14 protein-coding genes are annotated in these 16,719 nt (G+C 44.3%); 11 read left to right on the top strand and 3 right to left on the bottom strand.

The annotated features are described in order from the left end of the window. Positions 1–24: 24 nt before the first annotated feature. Positions 25–555 (top strand): DUF84 family protein, encoded by a 531-nt coding sequence (locus tag CVD19_RS06185; protein WP_101580985.1) that lies wholly within the window; start codon positions 25–27, stop codon positions 553–555. A gap of 652 nt (positions 556–1,207) precedes the next feature. On the opposite strand, the gene CVD19_RS06180 is transcribed toward CVD19_RS06185, so the two are convergent. Beyond that, a complete protein-coding gene (locus tag CVD19_RS06180; RefSeq protein ID WP_101580984.1) occupies positions 1,208–2,113 on the bottom strand; it encodes a nuclease-related domain-containing protein in 906 nt (301 codons plus the stop codon). A 422-nt stretch (positions 2,114–2,535) separates the two neighbouring features. Here CVD19_RS06180 and CVD19_RS06175 point away from each other — a divergent pair, with 422 nt between their 5' ends. The 6 genes from CVD19_RS06175 (at position 2,536) to murC (ending at position 10,001) form a co-directional block, all read left to right on the top strand. Beyond that, positions 2,536–3,042: a hypothetical protein gene (locus tag CVD19_RS06175; RefSeq protein WP_101580983.1), complete on the top strand. Its 507-nt coding sequence runs from the start codon at positions 2,536–2,538 to the stop codon at positions 3,040–3,042. Positions 3,043–3,135: 93 nt separating this feature from the next. After that, positions 3,136–3,501 (top strand): thioredoxin family protein, encoded by a 366-nt coding sequence (locus CVD19_RS06170; protein ID WP_101580982.1) that lies wholly within the window; start codon positions 3,136–3,138, stop codon positions 3,499–3,501. A 79-nt stretch (positions 3,502–3,580) separates the two neighbouring features. Then, positions 3,581–4,372, top strand: coding sequence for a DUF1444 domain-containing protein (locus CVD19_RS06165; RefSeq protein ID WP_101580981.1), 792 nt, complete (start codon positions 3,581–3,583; stop codon positions 4,370–4,372). A gap of 211 nt (positions 4,373–4,583) precedes the next feature. Beyond that, the gene (locus CVD19_RS06160; RefSeq protein ID WP_257985047.1) at positions 4,584–7,181 is read left to right on the top strand and encodes a DNA translocase FtsK; all 2,598 of its coding nucleotides are present in this window, start codon (positions 4,584–4,586) and stop codon (positions 7,179–7,181) included. A gap of 216 nt (positions 7,182–7,397) precedes the next feature. Continuing rightward, positions 7,398–8,495 (top strand): nicotinate phosphoribosyltransferase, encoded by a 1,098-nt coding sequence (locus CVD19_RS06155; protein ID WP_101580980.1) that lies wholly within the window; start codon positions 7,398–7,400, stop codon positions 8,493–8,495. A gap of 204 nt (positions 8,496–8,699) precedes the next feature. Further along, positions 8,700–10,001 carry a UDP-N-acetylmuramate--L-alanine ligase gene (murC, locus tag CVD19_RS06150; protein WP_101580979.1) on the top strand — a complete coding sequence of 434 codons (1,302 nt, stop codon included), beginning with the start codon at positions 8,700–8,702 and terminating at the stop codon, positions 9,999–10,001. 103 nt (positions 10,002–10,104) lie between these two features. On the opposite strand, the gene CVD19_RS06145 is transcribed toward murC, so the two are convergent. Next, the gene (locus CVD19_RS06145; RefSeq protein ID WP_101580978.1) at positions 10,105–11,220 is read right to left on the bottom strand and encodes an aminopeptidase; all 1,116 of its coding nucleotides are present in this window, start codon (positions 11,218–11,220) and stop codon (positions 10,105–10,107) included. A 189-nt stretch (positions 11,221–11,409) separates the two neighbouring features. Between CVD19_RS06145 and CVD19_RS06140 the strand changes: the two genes are divergently transcribed. The 3 genes from CVD19_RS06140 to ytxJ all read left to right on the top strand — a co-directional run bounded on the left by CVD19_RS06140 (position 11,410) and on the right by ytxJ (position 12,900). Continuing rightward, positions 11,410–11,889, top strand: a complete 480-nt coding sequence (locus tag CVD19_RS06140; protein WP_101580977.1) for a DUF948 domain-containing protein — start codon at positions 11,410–11,412, stop codon at positions 11,887–11,889. A gap of 20 nt (positions 11,890–11,909) precedes the next feature. Then, positions 11,910–12,428: a YtxH domain-containing protein gene (locus CVD19_RS06135; RefSeq protein WP_101580976.1), complete on the top strand. Its 519-nt coding sequence runs from the start codon at positions 11,910–11,912 to the stop codon at positions 12,426–12,428. A gap of 145 nt (positions 12,429–12,573) precedes the next feature. Beyond that, positions 12,574–12,900: a bacillithiol system redox-active protein YtxJ gene (gene ytxJ, locus CVD19_RS06130; RefSeq protein WP_101580975.1), complete on the top strand. Its 327-nt coding sequence runs from the start codon at positions 12,574–12,576 to the stop codon at positions 12,898–12,900. Between the two features lie 108 nt (positions 12,901–13,008). Here the strand turns inward: ytxJ and CVD19_RS06125 are convergent, their stop codons facing one another. Beyond that, complete coding sequence (locus tag CVD19_RS06125) at positions 13,009–15,186, bottom strand: cell division protein FtsA (RefSeq protein ID WP_101580974.1); 2,178 nt, start codon at positions 15,184–15,186, stop codon at positions 13,009–13,011. 289 nt (positions 15,187–15,475) lie between these two features. On the opposite strand from CVD19_RS06125, the gene CVD19_RS06120 reads away from it, so the two are divergent. Further along, the gene (locus tag CVD19_RS06120; RefSeq protein WP_101580973.1) at positions 15,476–16,552 is read left to right on the top strand and encodes a bifunctional 3-deoxy-7-phosphoheptulonate synthase/chorismate mutase; all 1,077 of its coding nucleotides are present in this window, start codon (positions 15,476–15,478) and stop codon (positions 16,550–16,552) included. The last annotated feature ends 167 nt before the right edge of the window (positions 16,553–16,719 follow it).

The following is a 16,719-nucleotide window of genomic DNA, read 5'->3' as shown; positions in this document are numbered from 1 at the left end:
ATTTCAGGAAGCCAGGAGGAAAAAATGCTAATCGCCATTGGATCGAACAACCCTGCAAAAATTTTAGCAGCAGAATCAGCGTTTAAGACTTATCAATGTAAAGTAGTTCCCGTTGATGCACCATCCGGGGTCAGCGCACAGCCTTTTTCTGATGAAGAAACAATAAAAGGAGCCGTGAATCGTGCCTTTGGCGCTGCGGGCTTGCTGGACGCCCAAATTGGCATTGGGCTTGAAGGCGGTGTCCACCAAACAGAAAGCGGCCTGTTCCTGTGCAACTGGGGGGCGCTCGCCGCCCGAGGGATGGAGCCAATCATCGCAGGCGGCGCCAGGATTCTCCTTCCAAAAGAGGTATCTGACCGTCTCTTGAATGGGGAAGAGCTGGGCCCTGTGATGGATGACTATGCAAAAAAACAGAATGTCCGCAAAAACGAAGGGGCAGTCGGAATTTTCACAAACGGAGCCGTCAACAGGGCTGAAATGTTTACCCACGTAATGAAACTGCTTGTGGGACAATATGAATATCAGGTTAAACTGAAAAACGGGGCAGCCTTATAGGTTGCTGTCCCGTTTTCTTACTTTATAATTTGATTTTGTCCGTCTGATGGACAAAATCCGAAGGGGAGCGGCCAAAATTGTCCATCATGATGGTTATGATGGACAAAATCCTTGAAGGAAGACGCAGAACTGTCCATCATGATGGTTATGATGGACAAAATCCTTGAAGGAAGACGGAGAACTGTCCATCATGATGGTTATGATGGACAAAATCCTTGAAGGAGGACGCAGAACTGTCCATCATGATGGTTATGATGGACAAAATCCTTGAAGGAAGACGCAGAACTGTCCATCATGATGGTTATGATGGACAAAATCCTTGAAGGAAGACGGAAAACTGTCCATCATGATGTTTATGATGGACAAAATCCTTGAAGGAGGACGCAGAACTGTCCATCATGATGGACAAAATCCTTGAAGGAGGACGCAGAACTGTCCATCATGATGGACAAAATCCTTGAAGGAGGACGCAGAACTATCCATCATGATGGACAAAATCCTTGAAGGAGGACGCAGAACTATCCATCATGATGGTATGATGGACAAAATCCTTGAAGAAAGACGCAGAACTGTCCATCATATTGGTTCTTAAAGATTATTCCCCTCTGTCAGCAGAATTAATCCTATAAACAATAAGATGCAAATGTCTCATTCACTTGAAATAGGCCCATTGACGTACCCCTTCAATCTTAAGGTGTGAATGCAGGATTCGGTTTATTTTCTTTTTAGTTTCAATCACTTTACACCACTCGTGAATCAGGTTGGTTGTAATATTACTACCTGGAAAAAGAAGCTTACACTCCTCCACACTTCGCAATACTGCACAGTCCACTGCTTCTTCGTGCTCGCAAACATCACAAACGCATTTTTTGCTCCGTACAGAAACAAAAAATGAATGGCACACTTTACAAGTTATCCCTTTACGCAGTTGATTATATTCATAAGCTGGTAGCCGATTATATGGTGATTCTTCAATATGCAGCGAGGTTAGTTTTTCAGCTATTTTCCAATGTTGCCCATTTAGTTTTGACTGTGTCGTATTTACTTTTTTCATAAAGCGATTAAGCTGGCTCGGAAAAATAATTGGCTCGTTGAGGGGTGCTTGGTATAAGGTAAACTCTGGGTTGATAAAAACAACCCATGCCTCAATGGGGAAAGGAAATCCAAGTTTTTGGAGCAACTGGCGTAGAAGAGATTCGCTTCGTTTCAACTGTAGCAATGGATTCTTAATTTCGGATTGCGTTTTTGTGTATAGCCTATCTCGTTCATAATAAAAATCACCTTCATAATTTTTTATCTCGAACAAATATATAGTATTTTGGGAAACTATCAGAGAGTCGATTTGAAACATGGTGTTGTTCATTTCCAGAAGTAAATCGTTTATAATAAAACATTCACATTGAAGTTTCTCTGTCAATGAATCAAAGAGTACCTCACCCTCATAGCCTTTTTTAAGAAATAAATAGTTCTGTTTGTCATTTTCAGGTAATTCCATTCTTGTGTTTAAGTATGTAAGAATCTTAATTTCAGCAGGCTCAGATCGTGGTTTTTTAAGCATACGTCCATTCCTTTCTTATTTTTATTAAACTTCAAGTCCATTTTATAAAATAATTTCGCTGAAGTAATCGTAAAAGAGTGAAGTTTTTGTTAATGTTGGGGAATAAATTGCGGAGTATTCATAGAATCGACCGTGGATTGATAGAGGATTAATTTGCATATTCACTTTCAAAGAAAATCTTCAGAAACGGAAATAATAACCATCTCTAATACCCAAAACTTTTCATATATAATTATTAAAACAGGTGAAAGATTTTATCGATCTTTAACAAGATAAACAAGTAACTAGGGTAAGCAAGCTGGCACTGTGCAAAAAATATCCAAATTACGAGAAAAAAATACGGGCAAGTCTTGTCACCTATGAAACTTGCACGGTATGATATAAAAGTATGAAGTTGTTCCTTTCGAAAGGAGGAAAAAAGTATGATAAAACAGTTTCGGAAAAGCTTGCTGCTGATTATTGCAGTACTTGTGCTCGCAGCCTGCTCGGACTCGGGCGAAGAGAAACAGAAGTCAGCTTCAGATGCAGTACAAGCTGCGTTCAAGAGCAAACCAAAAGATGCTAATAATAGTTATAAAGATATAGATTACTATTTGCCGTTTGGTGTTGAAGTAGAAAAAGAATCCCCAAACAATATCATTTTAAAGAACGGTAAAAAAACATATATACTTTTTTACAATCAGCACGAGCAAAAGGACAGTGAGGTAGTGTACCAATCAACTGTGAAACAAAGGCCTGAATGGGATTTTGAAGATACCTATAAAAACGATGGCAAATTTGGCTACATGCTCATGAAAAAAGCTGATAATGACGCATATGAGCTTGTCGTTGGGATTGGCGGCGTAAAATTAACAACCGAAACAAAAAGCCTGCAGTCCGATGCCGCTGCCATGATGGAAATTGCCAAATCTGTGAAATTCAAAAAATGATCAAAGCATCTTTCCGGGATGCTTTTTTTTTGAGCATTTTTCAATTGGAAAAAAGGTACCCTGCTGTTTGCATATTATTGGACGTAACAAGATATGCTTGTTACTATCAACTCATGGGAATCACGAAGTGGAGGATATAGTCACATGAAAAATCTAGAAGCAATGAGCCAATTTGAAGATTTAAAAAATTCAGGGAAACACATCTTTTTGTTTTCGGCGGACTGGTGCCCTGATTGCAGGGTGATTGAACCTGTTTTGCCTGAAATAGAAAATAAGTTCAAGGAGTTTACGTTCGTGTACGTGGACCGTGATCAGTTTATCGATCTATGTGCCCAACTGGACGTATTTGGGATTCCGAGTTTTATTGCGTACGAAAACGGAAAGGAACTTGGCCGTTTCGTAAGTAAAGACCGTAAAACACAGGAAGAGATAGAAAACTTTATTACAGGGTTAAGCTAATTGCCTTCCCTCCATCTGCGTTGAGGTGGAGGGTATTTTATTATACACTATATAAAAACCTGATAATACGAGGGATCATATGGACAGCAACAAAATGAGAAGAGAACTTGAAAGGCGGTTAAAGGATCCAAGCCGCTCTATTACATTCGACCGTGAAAAAGACACGCTCCGGATTGAAAATACAAATAATGGACGTGGAATCACTATTTCATTGCCCGGAATCATTGCAAAATGGCAGGAGCAGAAAGACAAGGCGATTGATGAAGTCGTTTATTACGTCACCGAAGGCCTGCAGGCAATGGAAGGGCAAGTCCGGTTTTCGGGCCACGAGCGCAATATATATCCTGTCATACGGTCAACTTCCTTCCCGGACGAAGCTGAAGAAGGTGTGCCGTTCTTTTTTGATGACCATACGGCAGAAACCAGGATTTATTACGCTTTGGACATGGGCAAGACATACCGGCTTATCGACATGAATTTGCTGCAGAAGGAAGGCTGGACCGAAAGCCAGGTACGGGAAACGGCATTGTTTAATGTCCGATCATTGCAAACTTCATTAAAAGAAGACCATGTGGCCGGGAATGTATTTTACTTCATGAATTCCAATGATGGCTACGATGCCAGCAGGATTTTAAACGAAGCGTTTTTGAATGACGTGAAAAAAAGGATAGAAGGGACAATGGCACTTGCAGTACCACATCAGGATGTCCTGATCATAGCCGACATCAGGAACAACACCGGATATGACGTGCTTGCACAAATGGCAATGAGTTTCTTTGCCTCCGGCCGAGTGCCAATTACAGCATTATCGTTTTTATATGAGAAAGGTCAGCTTGAACCTATTTTTATCCTTGGTAAAAATCGCAGGTAAAAATTTTGAAACAAACACATCGACGGGGACTCGAATTTTTCGGGTCTTTTTTTAGGTTCTGGCTGGGGCATGTTTTCATGAATGGGGACTATGGTCCTGCGCCGGAATCACTTCTTTTCCCCATAATTCGACTCATTCTTTCAAATAATCTCGAAAAAAGCTGAATAACTGTTAAAATAGTAATGATAAGAAACAGAAAGAGTGATTTTAATTGAGTTGGTTTAAAAAACTTTTAGGGATATTTGAAAATGAAGATGATCAGAACATTGGTAATAAGGACATAAATAATTCCCATCCGCCCCGCAGAAAGCAGGCTGAGCCTAGAAAAGAGGTTGAAGCCAGGGTTTTATACCAATACCCAAAAGGGAATTTCCGTTTTCCGCTGATTCCCGATGAAGAGGCAATGCCATCCACGCTGGTTCCAAAAGGGAGAACACGGAAAGCCGAAGCTGCTGATAACACTGCAGAGAATACAGCAATCCAGATGCCTGCGAAACCAAAACAGGTTAAAGTACCGAAGAAAGAACAAAAATATCGGCAGCCTTTTCGGCCGACTGAAATTCCATCACCGGTTTTTGCTTTTAACAGGCCAAAAAATATTAATGAGATTGAATATGAATTAACGGGCTTTACATACGCAACCTCGATTTCCAGCCCGAAAAAACAGGAACAGATGCTGCAATCGGAAGCAGACCGAGAACAGGAACCGGAAGCGGTAGTAAATCCATTGTCGGAGACTATGCCAGGAGCAGGCCGCGAACAGGAAAGGGAAGTAGTGAATCAACTGTTGGAGACTGTGCCGGAAGAAGGCCGAGAACAGGAACCGGAAGCGGTGGTGAATCCACTGTTGGACACTGTGCCAGAAGCAGGCCGAGAACAGGAACCGGCCGAGGCACTGAATTCACCTTTCCAAGCTGAACCGGTGTTCGATCCGAAACGAGAACCTAAGCTGCAACCAGATCGGGAAAAGGAGCCTGAACATGAAGTGTCATTGCAACAAAATGTACCTTCAATACCAGACCTGGAACAGCAGCCGGAACCAGTTCAACAATCAGGACTGGAACAGCTGGCAGATCCAGGCCAACCAACGGAACCGGTGGAAAAATCAGAACCATTAACACCGGAACGGGAAAATACAAAAAGGCATGTTCCGTTCAATGTACTAATGCTTAAGCAAGACAAACGGAAGTGGGAAGAAAAACAGAGCTCCATTTCTCAATTGAGAAACCATGAAGCCAGAGAGACTGTACGGAACCGGCCAGGGATGGAGGGACCCGGTAAGCAGGAGAACCCTCCAAATAAGGCTGCAGATACCGCCAGGCAAGACAAACCCCAGTTAACTGGGCAGACTTCTGCCCAAGCCGGGAGCATGACAGTCACTGGAAACTATGGATTCCCTTCTCTTAACCTATTGAATCCACCCGTGTACAAGGAAGCGGATCCCCAGTGGCTGTTTCAGCAGGAACAGCTGCTAAACGAGACATTGAAGAATTTTAATGTAGGAGCGAGGGTTGTCAACGTAACCCAGGGACCGTCCGTCACCCGTTTTGAAGTGCAGCCGGAACCGGGTGTCAAGGTCAATAAAATAACTAACCTTTTAGATGACATAAAACTAAGCCTAGCCGCCCGTGATATCCGTATCGAAGCACCGATTCCCGGAAAGCATACAATCGGGATCGAGGTCCCAAACCAGTCGGGCAGGCCAGTATTGTTGAGTGAAATTCTACAGACAGGGAGTTTCCGGCACGATAAATCTCCGTTGTCAGTTGCCCTTGGCCTCGATATTTCAGGGACGCCGATCGTAACCGACCTGAAAAAGATGCCGCACGGCCTGATAGCTGGTGCGACAGGTTCGGGAAAAAGTGTCTGTATTAATACAATGCTGGTGAGTTTACTTTATAAAGCCAATCCTGATGATGTAAAACTGCTTCTGATTGATCCGAAAATGGTTGAACTCGCGCCATATAACCATATACCCCACCTGGTGAGCCCTGTCATTACCGATGTGAAAGCGGCGACGGCCTCCCTGAAATGGGCAGTAGAAGAAATGGAGCGGCGCTATGAACTATTTGCCCACACAGGGGTCAGGGATATCTCCAGGTTTAACGAACTGGCCATCCAGCATAAACGTTATGCGGATAAACTGCCTTACATTGTTATCGTGATTGATGAGCTTGCCGATTTAATGATGATGGCACCAGCCGATGTTGAGGAAGCAATCTGCCGGATCGCCCAGAAGGCAAGGGCGTGCGGCATCCATTTGCTGATTGCCACTCAGCGTCCGTCTGTCGATGTCATTACCGGACTGATCAAGGCTAATATTCCGACAAGGATTGCCTTTTCTGTGTCATCCCAGGTTGATTCAAGAACGATCATTGACATCAGTGGGGCTGAGAAACTGCTTGGCCGAGGGGACATGCTGTTCCTTGAAAATGGATCCTCCAAGGCGGTGCGCCTGCAGGGCACATTTGTGACAGACAGTGAAATTGATGATGTAGTTGCGTTTGTGCGAAAACAACGCAAGCCTGAATACTTATTTGAGCAGGATGAATTGCTGAAAAAGGCACAAGTAAATGAAGAAGAGGATGATCTCTTCTACGAGGCATGCGAATTTGTCATTGACCATGGGGCTGCTTCCACATCCAGCGTGCAGCGCCGGTTCAAGATTGGCTACAACCGGGCAGCGAGGCTAATCGACATGATGGAGCAGCATGGCTTCATTTCTGAAGGGCGCGGCAGCAAACCAAGGGATGTGTTGATTTCAGCGGCTGATCTTGAAAATATCCAGGAAACTAGTACATTGATATAATTAGTGGTATTCTTTATTTGCGTGTACCAATAATCGTGGTAACCATCGCCGTCGCTATGGCGGCTGAATGAATGCAAAATTATACATTAAAGTGCTGCCGGCTGGAAGGATATACAGCCAGCCTGGTCCGACATGAAGTCCTTGTAAGGCTGAGCCGAGTGCAGCGGACGCGTCTTCGTAAATTGGCGGCGCTTTTTCTTAAGAGGAGCTTTTGGAATGAAGGAAATTGAGTTGAAAATGCAGGGAAAGCTTAGCAGGCTGACCAACAATACTTTCAAATTTGACGAACGGGTCAGGGACGGCTGGTTCTCTGCAGTTTATTTTTTAAAAACGAAAGATATTGTGAAAAAGTATCGCGAGCACAATACAGTTACAATGCAATTTTTTCAAAAGGATGAAGCAGTCCTTTGCGGAACTGATGAGGTCATTGCCCTGATCAAGACATTTGCTGACAATCCTGATGAGCTTGAGATCCATTCCTTGAAGGATGGTGACAAAATCGATCCGTTTGAAACAGTCCTGACGATCACGGGCCCTTACCAGAACTTTGGATATCTGGAGGGTATCATTGATGGTATTCTGGCAAGAAGGACATCGGTGGCAACAAATGTTTATAATGTTGTCAAAGCAGCCAGTTATTCTGGAACCCAAAAGCCTGTAATTTTTATGGGGGACAGGGACGACCACTTTATCACCCAGGCTGGTGATGGATATGCCGCCTACATTGGCGGTGCCACCGCGCAGGCAACACACGCAATGAACGAATGGTGGGGCAAGCAGGGGATGGGCACGATGCCGCATGCGCTGATCCAGCTGTTTGACGGGGATATCGTGGCGGCCACAAAGGCGTATCATGACACATTCCCGGATGATGACCTGGTCGCTCTCGTGGACTACAATAATGATGCGATAACGGACTCCCTTAAAGTTGCCAGAGAATTTGGTGATTTGCTCAAGGGGGTACGCGTTGATACTTCCCGCACCCTGATTGACCAGTATTTCTTGAGAAATCAGCATTTGCTTGGTACATTTGATCCGCGGGGCGTCAATGCCGAGTTGATTTTTGCATTAAGAAACGCTCTTGATGCAGAGGGGTTCAGCCATGTGAAAATCGTAGTAAGCGGCGGCTTCAATGAAAACCGCATACTCGATTTTGAAAAGCACAATGTGCCGGTCGATATGTATGGAGTCGGGGGGAGCCTGCTGAAGATCAACATTGGTTTCACGGGTGACAATGTCCTTTTGGACGGAGAACACCAGGCTAAAGCCGGACGGAAATTTCGGCCGAATCCACGGCTGGAAAAAGTGGAGTGAACATTCAGTCCATGTGTTGTTCCCATGATCACGTGATTTAAAGCTGTAGTTTTTATACTTGAAAGTTGATATGTTATAATGTTTAAATATGAAAATGAAGCAATATTTTCAGACGTTGTTTAAAGCGGTAAAGTGATTGATTAGCAAAACAGCACATCTGTCATATACTGTGTTACATACAGACGTTGGTTGGAGGTTCTTTATATGACTATTTACCATTTTGTAGGTATAAAGGGGTCTGGTATGAGCGCACTCGCTCAAGTTCTCCACGACATGGATTTTCAGGTTCAAGGCTCCGATGTCGAGAAGCGGTTTTTTACGCAGCTGGCCCTTGAAAGCTCGGGGATAAAGATCCTTCCGTTTAATAAGGACAATATACAGCCGGGCATGTTCGTCATTGCCGGCAATGCTTATCCAGATACACATGAGGAAATTCAGGAGGCCATGAGGCTTGGCCTTCCAATTGTACGCTACCATCGCTTTTTAGGCGATTTCATGGAAAAATTCACGAGTGTTGCTGTCACTGGGGCTCACGGCAAAACTTCGACGACAGGCCTGCTTGCGCATGTCATGAAGGGCGCGAAGCCGACTTCGTTCCTGATTGGTGATGGGACGGGCCGGGGCGACAGGGAAGCGGAGTATTTCGTGTTTGAAGCATGCGAATACCGCAGACACTTTTTATCGTATTTTCCCGACTATGCGATCATGACCAATATCGACTTTGACCACCCTGACTATTTCGCGAATGTTGAGGATGTTTTCTCAGCGTTTCAGGAAATGTCCTGGCAGGTTAACAAAGGAATTTTTGCGTGCGGTGATGATGAGCAGCTGCAAAAAATCCAGGCGAAGGTTCCGGTGGTCTTTTATGGCTTTGGTGATGAAAATGACTTTCAGGCCCGGAACGTTATCAAGTCGACAAATGGGACGACCTTCGATGTTTTTGTAAGGAATACGTATTACGACACATTTTCAATTCCAACGTTCGGCAACCATAATGTGTTGAATTCACTCGCAGTCATTGCCCTGTGCCATTATGAAGGCATCGACTCGGATATCATTGCCGACCAGTTGAAGACCTTTGAGGGAGTAAAAAGAAGGTTTTCGGAAAAGCAGATCGGAGGGCAAATCATCATTGATGACTATGCCCACCACCCGACTGAAATCAGGGCGACAATTGAAGCGGCGAACCAAAAATATCCTGATCGGGAAATTGTTGCTGTGTTCCAGCCGCATACTTTTACAAGGACACAGACATTCCTTAATGAATTCGCAGACAGCCTGAACAACGCTGATAAAGTGTATTTATGCGAAATCTTTGGGTCAGCCCGTGAACATCAGGGAAAGCTCAGCATCAAGGACCTCCAGGAAAAAATAGACGGAGCGGCCATCATCAGTGAAGATGATACATCAGCTTTGAGAAAGCATGATAACGGAGTGATCATTTTCATGGGGGCCGGCGATATCCAGAAATTCCAGGATGCATACGAAAAGCAGCTACAGCTGTAAAGAAAGGACGCGAATTCGGTTCGCGTCCTTTTTAGCACTATAGGAACTCTGTCTTCGCCTTAAGGCTCGCCAATCGGTCAGTTTTCTTTAATGGGCCTGGCATTTATTTAAGGTTCTCCGGATTCAGGTCTTGCAGTTTGGGAATGACAAAACGGCCGTCTTTGCGGATCAGTACATCATCGAAATAGATTTCGCCTCCGCCGTAATCGGGGCGTTGGATGTTGACCATGTCCCAATGGATGTTGGAATGGTTGCCATTATATGCTTCGTCATAACACTGTCCCGGCGTGAAATGGAAGCTTCCGTCGATTTTTTCATCAAAGAGGATATCCTGCATCGGATGAAGGATATAAGGGTTGACACCGATCGCAAATTCACCGATATACCGTGCGCCTTCATCTGTATCAAATATCTTGTTGATGCGGTCGGTGTCGTTTGCTTCTGCTTCAACGATCTTCCCGTCCCTGAATGTCAGTTTCACATTTTCAAATGTAAACCCATGGTAAGGTGAAGGAGTGTTGAACGAAATAACCCCATTTACGGATTCCTTTACAGGTGCAGTATAAACTTCCCCGTCAGGAATATTCAATTGCCCTGAACATTTGATTGCCGGGATGTCCTTAATGGAGAAACTTAAGTCTGTCCCGGGTCCGGTCAATCTTACCTTGTCTGTTTTATTCATCAACTCAACCAGGCTCTCCATTGCTTTGTCCATTTTTCCATAATCCAGGTTGCACACATCAAAATAAAAATCCTCGAAAGCCTCTGTGCTCATTTTGGCAAGCTGTGCCATTGATGCATTCGGGTATCGAAGCACGACCCACCTTGTTTTCGGAATACGGATTTCACGGTGAACCTTCTTTCCGATCGTATTGCCCTGGATTTTCATTTTATCCTCCGGGACATCAGAATGCTCATTGATGTTATTGCCACTGCGCAAGCCTATGTATGCATCCATTTTGCTCATTACATTTGCTTCAAAATCAGCCATCATGTTGAACTGCTCTTCCTGGGCGCCCAATAACAGCGTACGGTCGACCTGGTTATCCTTTAACAGGACGAATGGATACCCACCCACTGCATACGCTTCTTTCACAAGAGCATTTACGAGCTCACGCTGCAGCCCGAAATTTTCAATCAATACCTTTTCCCCTTTTTGAAGCCCGATAGAATAGTTAATCAGGTTTTTTGCGAGTGTTTTGATACGTGGATCTTTCATAATGAGTCCCTCCAGTATAGATAATAAAAAACATATTAACATTGTAACGAATTTAATGGATTTTGTTTACTATTATTCGGTATCATCTAGAGGAGGGAATAACTCATCCATATATTGAAATACTTACTAGGAAGGTTTATGTCCTTATTGTCAGGGTAAAATTATGTTAAGTTCATGGAGGTGTAATCAATGGAAATTATCTTGTACTTAAGCGTTGCAGTCATCGCGGTCGCTTTTTTCATTCTTGTTATGTATCTGGCAAAAACACTGAAATCATTGCAGACTACACTTGACAGTGTCTCCCACACGCTGGCTGGGTTGGAACAGCAGTTGGACGGTGTCACCCGTGAGACAACCATGCTGCTACATAAAACCAATACATTGGCAGATGATATTCAGAAGAAGTCTGAAAGCCTGAATGGTGTGGTCAATGCGGTCAAGGATGTCGGTAATTCAGTCCATAGATTCAACCAGACAATCAACAATGTCCAGAACCTGGTTGACAGGCAGATTGACAAAAATAAGGACAAGATCACCCAGGTGGTACAATGGAGCAACGTCTTCCTGGAGCTTAAGGAAAAATGGAAGACAAAAAAAACAGCACAGATAAGCCCTGAGTTCGAAGGGGAACAGATTATCGCGAGACAAAGGGAAAGAGCTAAATATTAATTTGAAAAGGAGGCTAATCAATGGCTAACCGGGATCTTTATAACTTGAATGATGTCACCAAGGGAAATTCCAAATCAAATGATTTCGTGGCAGGAGCCATTATTGGCGGGATTGCAGGAGCCCTTGCTGCCCTTCTTCTGGCTCCAAAATCAGGAAAAGAGCTGCGCAGCAATTTAAACGAGCAAACTAACGCCCTGCTGTCAAAAACAGAAAAACTGCGTGACGCGGCAATGACAAGGGGGAATGACCTCGCCACTGCTGCGAAGGATAGGGCGAACACCATTACCAAGACGGTAACACAGCAATCTGCGGACCTCCTTAACAAGGTAAAAGGACCGCGGAGCCAGCAAGACCAGCAGAATGGCGCTGAGCAGGAGGCAAGTTCCGGCCCGGCAGGAAACCTGCAGGAGGTTCCTACTTCAATGGCGGAAACGAGCAGCATGGAACAAACACATACAGCTACTGGTGAAGAAATTCAGAGGAAGCTGGAAGAAACGCAAAAAGCATTTGATGAAACGGAAAGCAAGATCAATCAGTAAAATTGTTTTATGGACGGTGAAGTGGTAAGATAGCTTCACCGTTGTTTTATAAGTTCCCGCTCGATATCATTGGCAGAAATCTGGTAAATTGGTTTTGACGGGAGTCTGAAAATAGCAGGAAGAATTAAGTGCAAGAGGTGCAAATATGAAACAAATGAAGTCAGTTGAAGAATTCGACAATCAAATAGAAACCGCTGGAACGTTCTTTATTTTAAAACATAGCACAACCTGTCCGATCAGCCAGGCGGCCTATGATGAGTATGTGAAGTTTTCCAACGGCAGTGAACTGCCAACATTTTATTTAACAGTCCAGGAATCCCGCCGGCTGTCGAACCATATTGCGGAAAAATATGAAATCACGCATGAATCACCACAGGCTATCCTATTTAAGGATTCCAAGCCTGCCTGGCATGCATCCCATTGGAAAATTACCGGCAAGTCGCTGAAACAGGCTGCCGAGTCCGGCAACTAATTCTGTGTAATCGAACATTGTTCAAAAGACCCGTACCCACAATGAGTGGTACGGGTCTTTCCTGTATAGGTGGAATTTGCTCTATTTCGGCATGATTGCTGCCGTAACTTACCCCCTTTGAATTTCACCTGTTTGCTGTGGAAGCTTCCAGACAATCTTGAGGTGGTCGCCGGGGGACAGTTTGTCATAGAAAGTCGCGTTTTCATCATTTTTCAGAAGGAAGAATTGGCCTGCGGCGTCCTTGGGAATCTCAATTTTTACGTGGTTGAACAGGTCTTGGAAGATAAAAGGATCGACCGGTTTCTGTTTCACTGTAATTTCATCCCCATTGCTCAGCAGGTCACCATCTGATAATGGCTTTTCCCCACGGAATATTTGTGCAGCAGTCTTTTCAAGCATGATTTCTTTTCCGTTAAAAAATACTGGAATCTTGGTATGCATCGGAATGTTCAGTGATTCGGCCACTTTTTTAATGGTAGGCAAAGGCCGGTTTTCAACCCTGATGTCATCGAGGTGGTCAAAGGCGGCATTAAGCCTGGCCTCCAGTCCATTCCGGTATATTTTTCCGGAGAATTTTGGGATGACAGTTTCCCTGTCGTTCAATTTCAGCCGGAATGGCCTGAGTTCTTTCATGAATTCGAGGAAATCAAGCGACCTGATCAACTCTTCAATCGACCTAGGCACGGTGAACTCTATTTTGTCCCTGTCTTCAACCCATTTATCAGGAGATGCAGGGAGGCCGTTACATGTCAATTTGGCCGTGACCTCATAGGGCTTCCCATTAAAATGAACCAATTTTTTAGGGACCTCATCGATTAAGTCGGCTATCTTTAATTTGGCCCTCTTTCCGTCAACACCTTTTTCGACAACCAACTGGTCCTCATGTGAAATTTCATCATCAAATGAACACTGGCCGCCATTTCGTAATATTACGGGCGGTTCCCCGTGCTTGCCTGGAATGGTTATGTCCGTTCCATTGATAGATACAATCATCGCAAGTCCCGGCCTGCCGTACAGTTTGTTCATTTTTATGCCTGCCGCGAGCAAACAATCCCCCACACTAAGCTTTTTGACCTCAAAGAGCCTTACGGGCTGTCCATTTACATAAACGGTCCTATACTGGACAGGTGACTTTTTGGCGGCAATCGCGATTCCGATCGGGGTTACGAGCTCGGGCCCCTTTTGAATATGGTCGGCCATAGTAAGTGATGAGATGGCATCAATTCCCCGGATGGCCACCCGGTTTTCCGGCAGGTTAAGCTTCATGGCGATTCTTTTGGGAAGCTCGGGAGTCAGGCTTCCTCCGCCTACAAGCATGACTGCTTTAGGAGGCTTATTGTTATTAAGGCTCAAGATTTCGTCTGTTATCGATTCAGCAAGACGGTCAATCGATGGTGATATTTTTTTTATAACATGATCTTTGGACAGCTCAGTTTCAAAGCCAAGGATATCGGTAATCTTAATTGACTCGTTTGCATAGAGGTCCCGCTTTGCTTTTTCCGCGAGCGGGAAATCAAGCAGGAACTCATCGCTGATCGCTTCGGTGATTTCATCCCCGGCAACCGGGACCATCCCATAAGCCACCACTGTTCCCGTATCTGTGAGGGCAATATCCGATGTTCCCGCTCCTACATCGACAAGGGCGACGTTCAGCCTCCTCATTGAGGGAGGAATCAGGACATTGATGGCAGCGATTGGTTCGAGAGTCAATGCTTCCATTTCAAGGCCGGCCCGCCCAAGTGCAGCAATCAGGGATTCGACAACCACCTTCGGGAGAAACGTCGCAATAATTTCGACCGAAGCTTCTTTTCCCTGCTGGTCAATCAAACTTCCAATCTCGTCATTATCCAAGTGGTAATAAAGTACGGAATAGCCTACACAATAATAAAAATGGCTCTGTTCAATTTCATGCTTTTCGGCCACAGCCGCCTGGGCCTGCTGTACCGCACTAAGCTCCAGATGGAGGATATCTTGTTTTGTCAGCAGCGGTTTCCCGTCAATTTCCACAGCCGCTTTCGCCCGTTCAGTCTTTAATGCCCGTCCTGCAGCCGCAACACATACTTTTTTGAGCGGGCCGTGGACTATTTCAAGCTGCTCTTTTATTTCCAAAATGATTTTGGATACAGACAGGACATCATGGATTTGGCCATCCAGCATTGACCGTTCTTTATGCTCTGAAGAAAGGACATCAACGACATGATATTGTCCGTCTTTTTCTTCAAGAATGATCCCGACCACTGAACGGGTCCCTATATCAAGGGCAAATAGTTTTTTATTTACCTGCAAAGCGTGCACCTTCTTTTAAATAGCATCATAGAATGATAAATACATCATTGAAAAATGTTAAAATACTTTAATACTTAAAAGCGTTTAATTAATAAAGAAAATTCGTGACAGGCGATCATATTTCATATATAATAACCCTTATTATAAAAAATGTATCATAGAATGGCTGGCCTATAAAGAAGATTAGAAATGGGCAGAGGGAAAAAAGTATTCGTGATGTCAGCATCAACCTTTTGTTCATAAACAATTCTTTTTCGGGCCAATCAATTAAATGAAGGGACGGGGAAAAATGAGTAACAGAGAACTTGACCAGCTTCGTGATCGTGTTGATGAATTAAATCTTCAGCTGCTTTCGTTGATAAATGAAAGGGCATTGCTCGTCCAGGAAATCGGCAAAGCTAAAGAAACACAGGGGGTCTACCGGTATGATCCTGTGCGTGAACGCCATATGCTCGATTTAATTAAAGAACATAATAACGGGCCTTTCCAAAATTCCACGGTCGAACATATTTTTAAGGAAATATTTAAAGCCGGACTGGAGCTTCAGGAAGACGATCATCGCAAAGCCTTGCTCGTTTCAAGGAAAAAGAAGTCTGAAGATACCGTTGTTGACGTAAAGGGAGTAAAGGTCGGTGATGGCATACCTGACTTTGTTTTTGGCCCGTGTGCAGTTGAGTCCTATGAGCAGGTAGCTACTGTTGCTCAGGCTGTAAAGGCAAAAGGCTTTAATCTTCTTCGCGGCGGTGCCTATAAACCGCGTACATCTCCTTATGATTTCCAGGGGCTTGGGATTGAGGGCCTGAAAATCCTGAAAAGGGTCGCCGATGAATTCGATATGGCAGTCATCAGTGAAATCGTTAATCCTGCCGACATAGAGACAGCTGTAAATTACATCGATGTCATTCAAATTGGCGCCAGGAACATGCAAAACTTCGAATTATTAAAAGCTGCCGGTTCAGCGAACAAGCCGGTCCTGCTAAAAAGAGGTCTGGCGGCCACAATTGAAGAGTTCATCAATGCCGCTGAATATATCATGGCGCAAGGGAACGGCCAAATCATTCTTTGTGAAAGAGGAATCCGGACGTACGAACGGGCAACGCGGAATACTCTTGATATTTCAGCAGTGCCAATCCTGAAAAAGGAAACGCACCTTCCAGTCATGGTGGATGTCACCCACTCAACCGGAAGGCGGGATTTGCTTCTTCCGACTGCAAAAGCGGCATTGGCGATCGGGGCAGACGGGGTCATGGCAGAAGTGCATCCGGATCCTGCAGTCGCACTCTCTGACAACGCCCAGCAAATGGACCTGAAGCAATTTGATGAATTCATTAATGAATTAAAATCCTCATCATTTGTCAGGATTTAGTTTTTAGACGAATACACTGCCTTCCTGGGTTCCGGGAAGGCAGTTTTATTGTTGTATTAATATAATGCGTTTTTTTATGACAATTTTTATAATAATTCGGTGGCTTCAGATTGCGGTATTCAACATGTTATCGTATGATTAATTCATAATTGTACTTGTATATAAAA

This window comes from Bacillus sp. T33-2 (genome assembly GCF_002860205.1).
In the GTDB taxonomy this organism is placed as follows: Bacteria; Bacillota; Bacilli; order Bacillales; family Cytobacillaceae; genus T33-2.
This window is presented reverse-complemented; position numbering and strand designations above follow the sequence as displayed.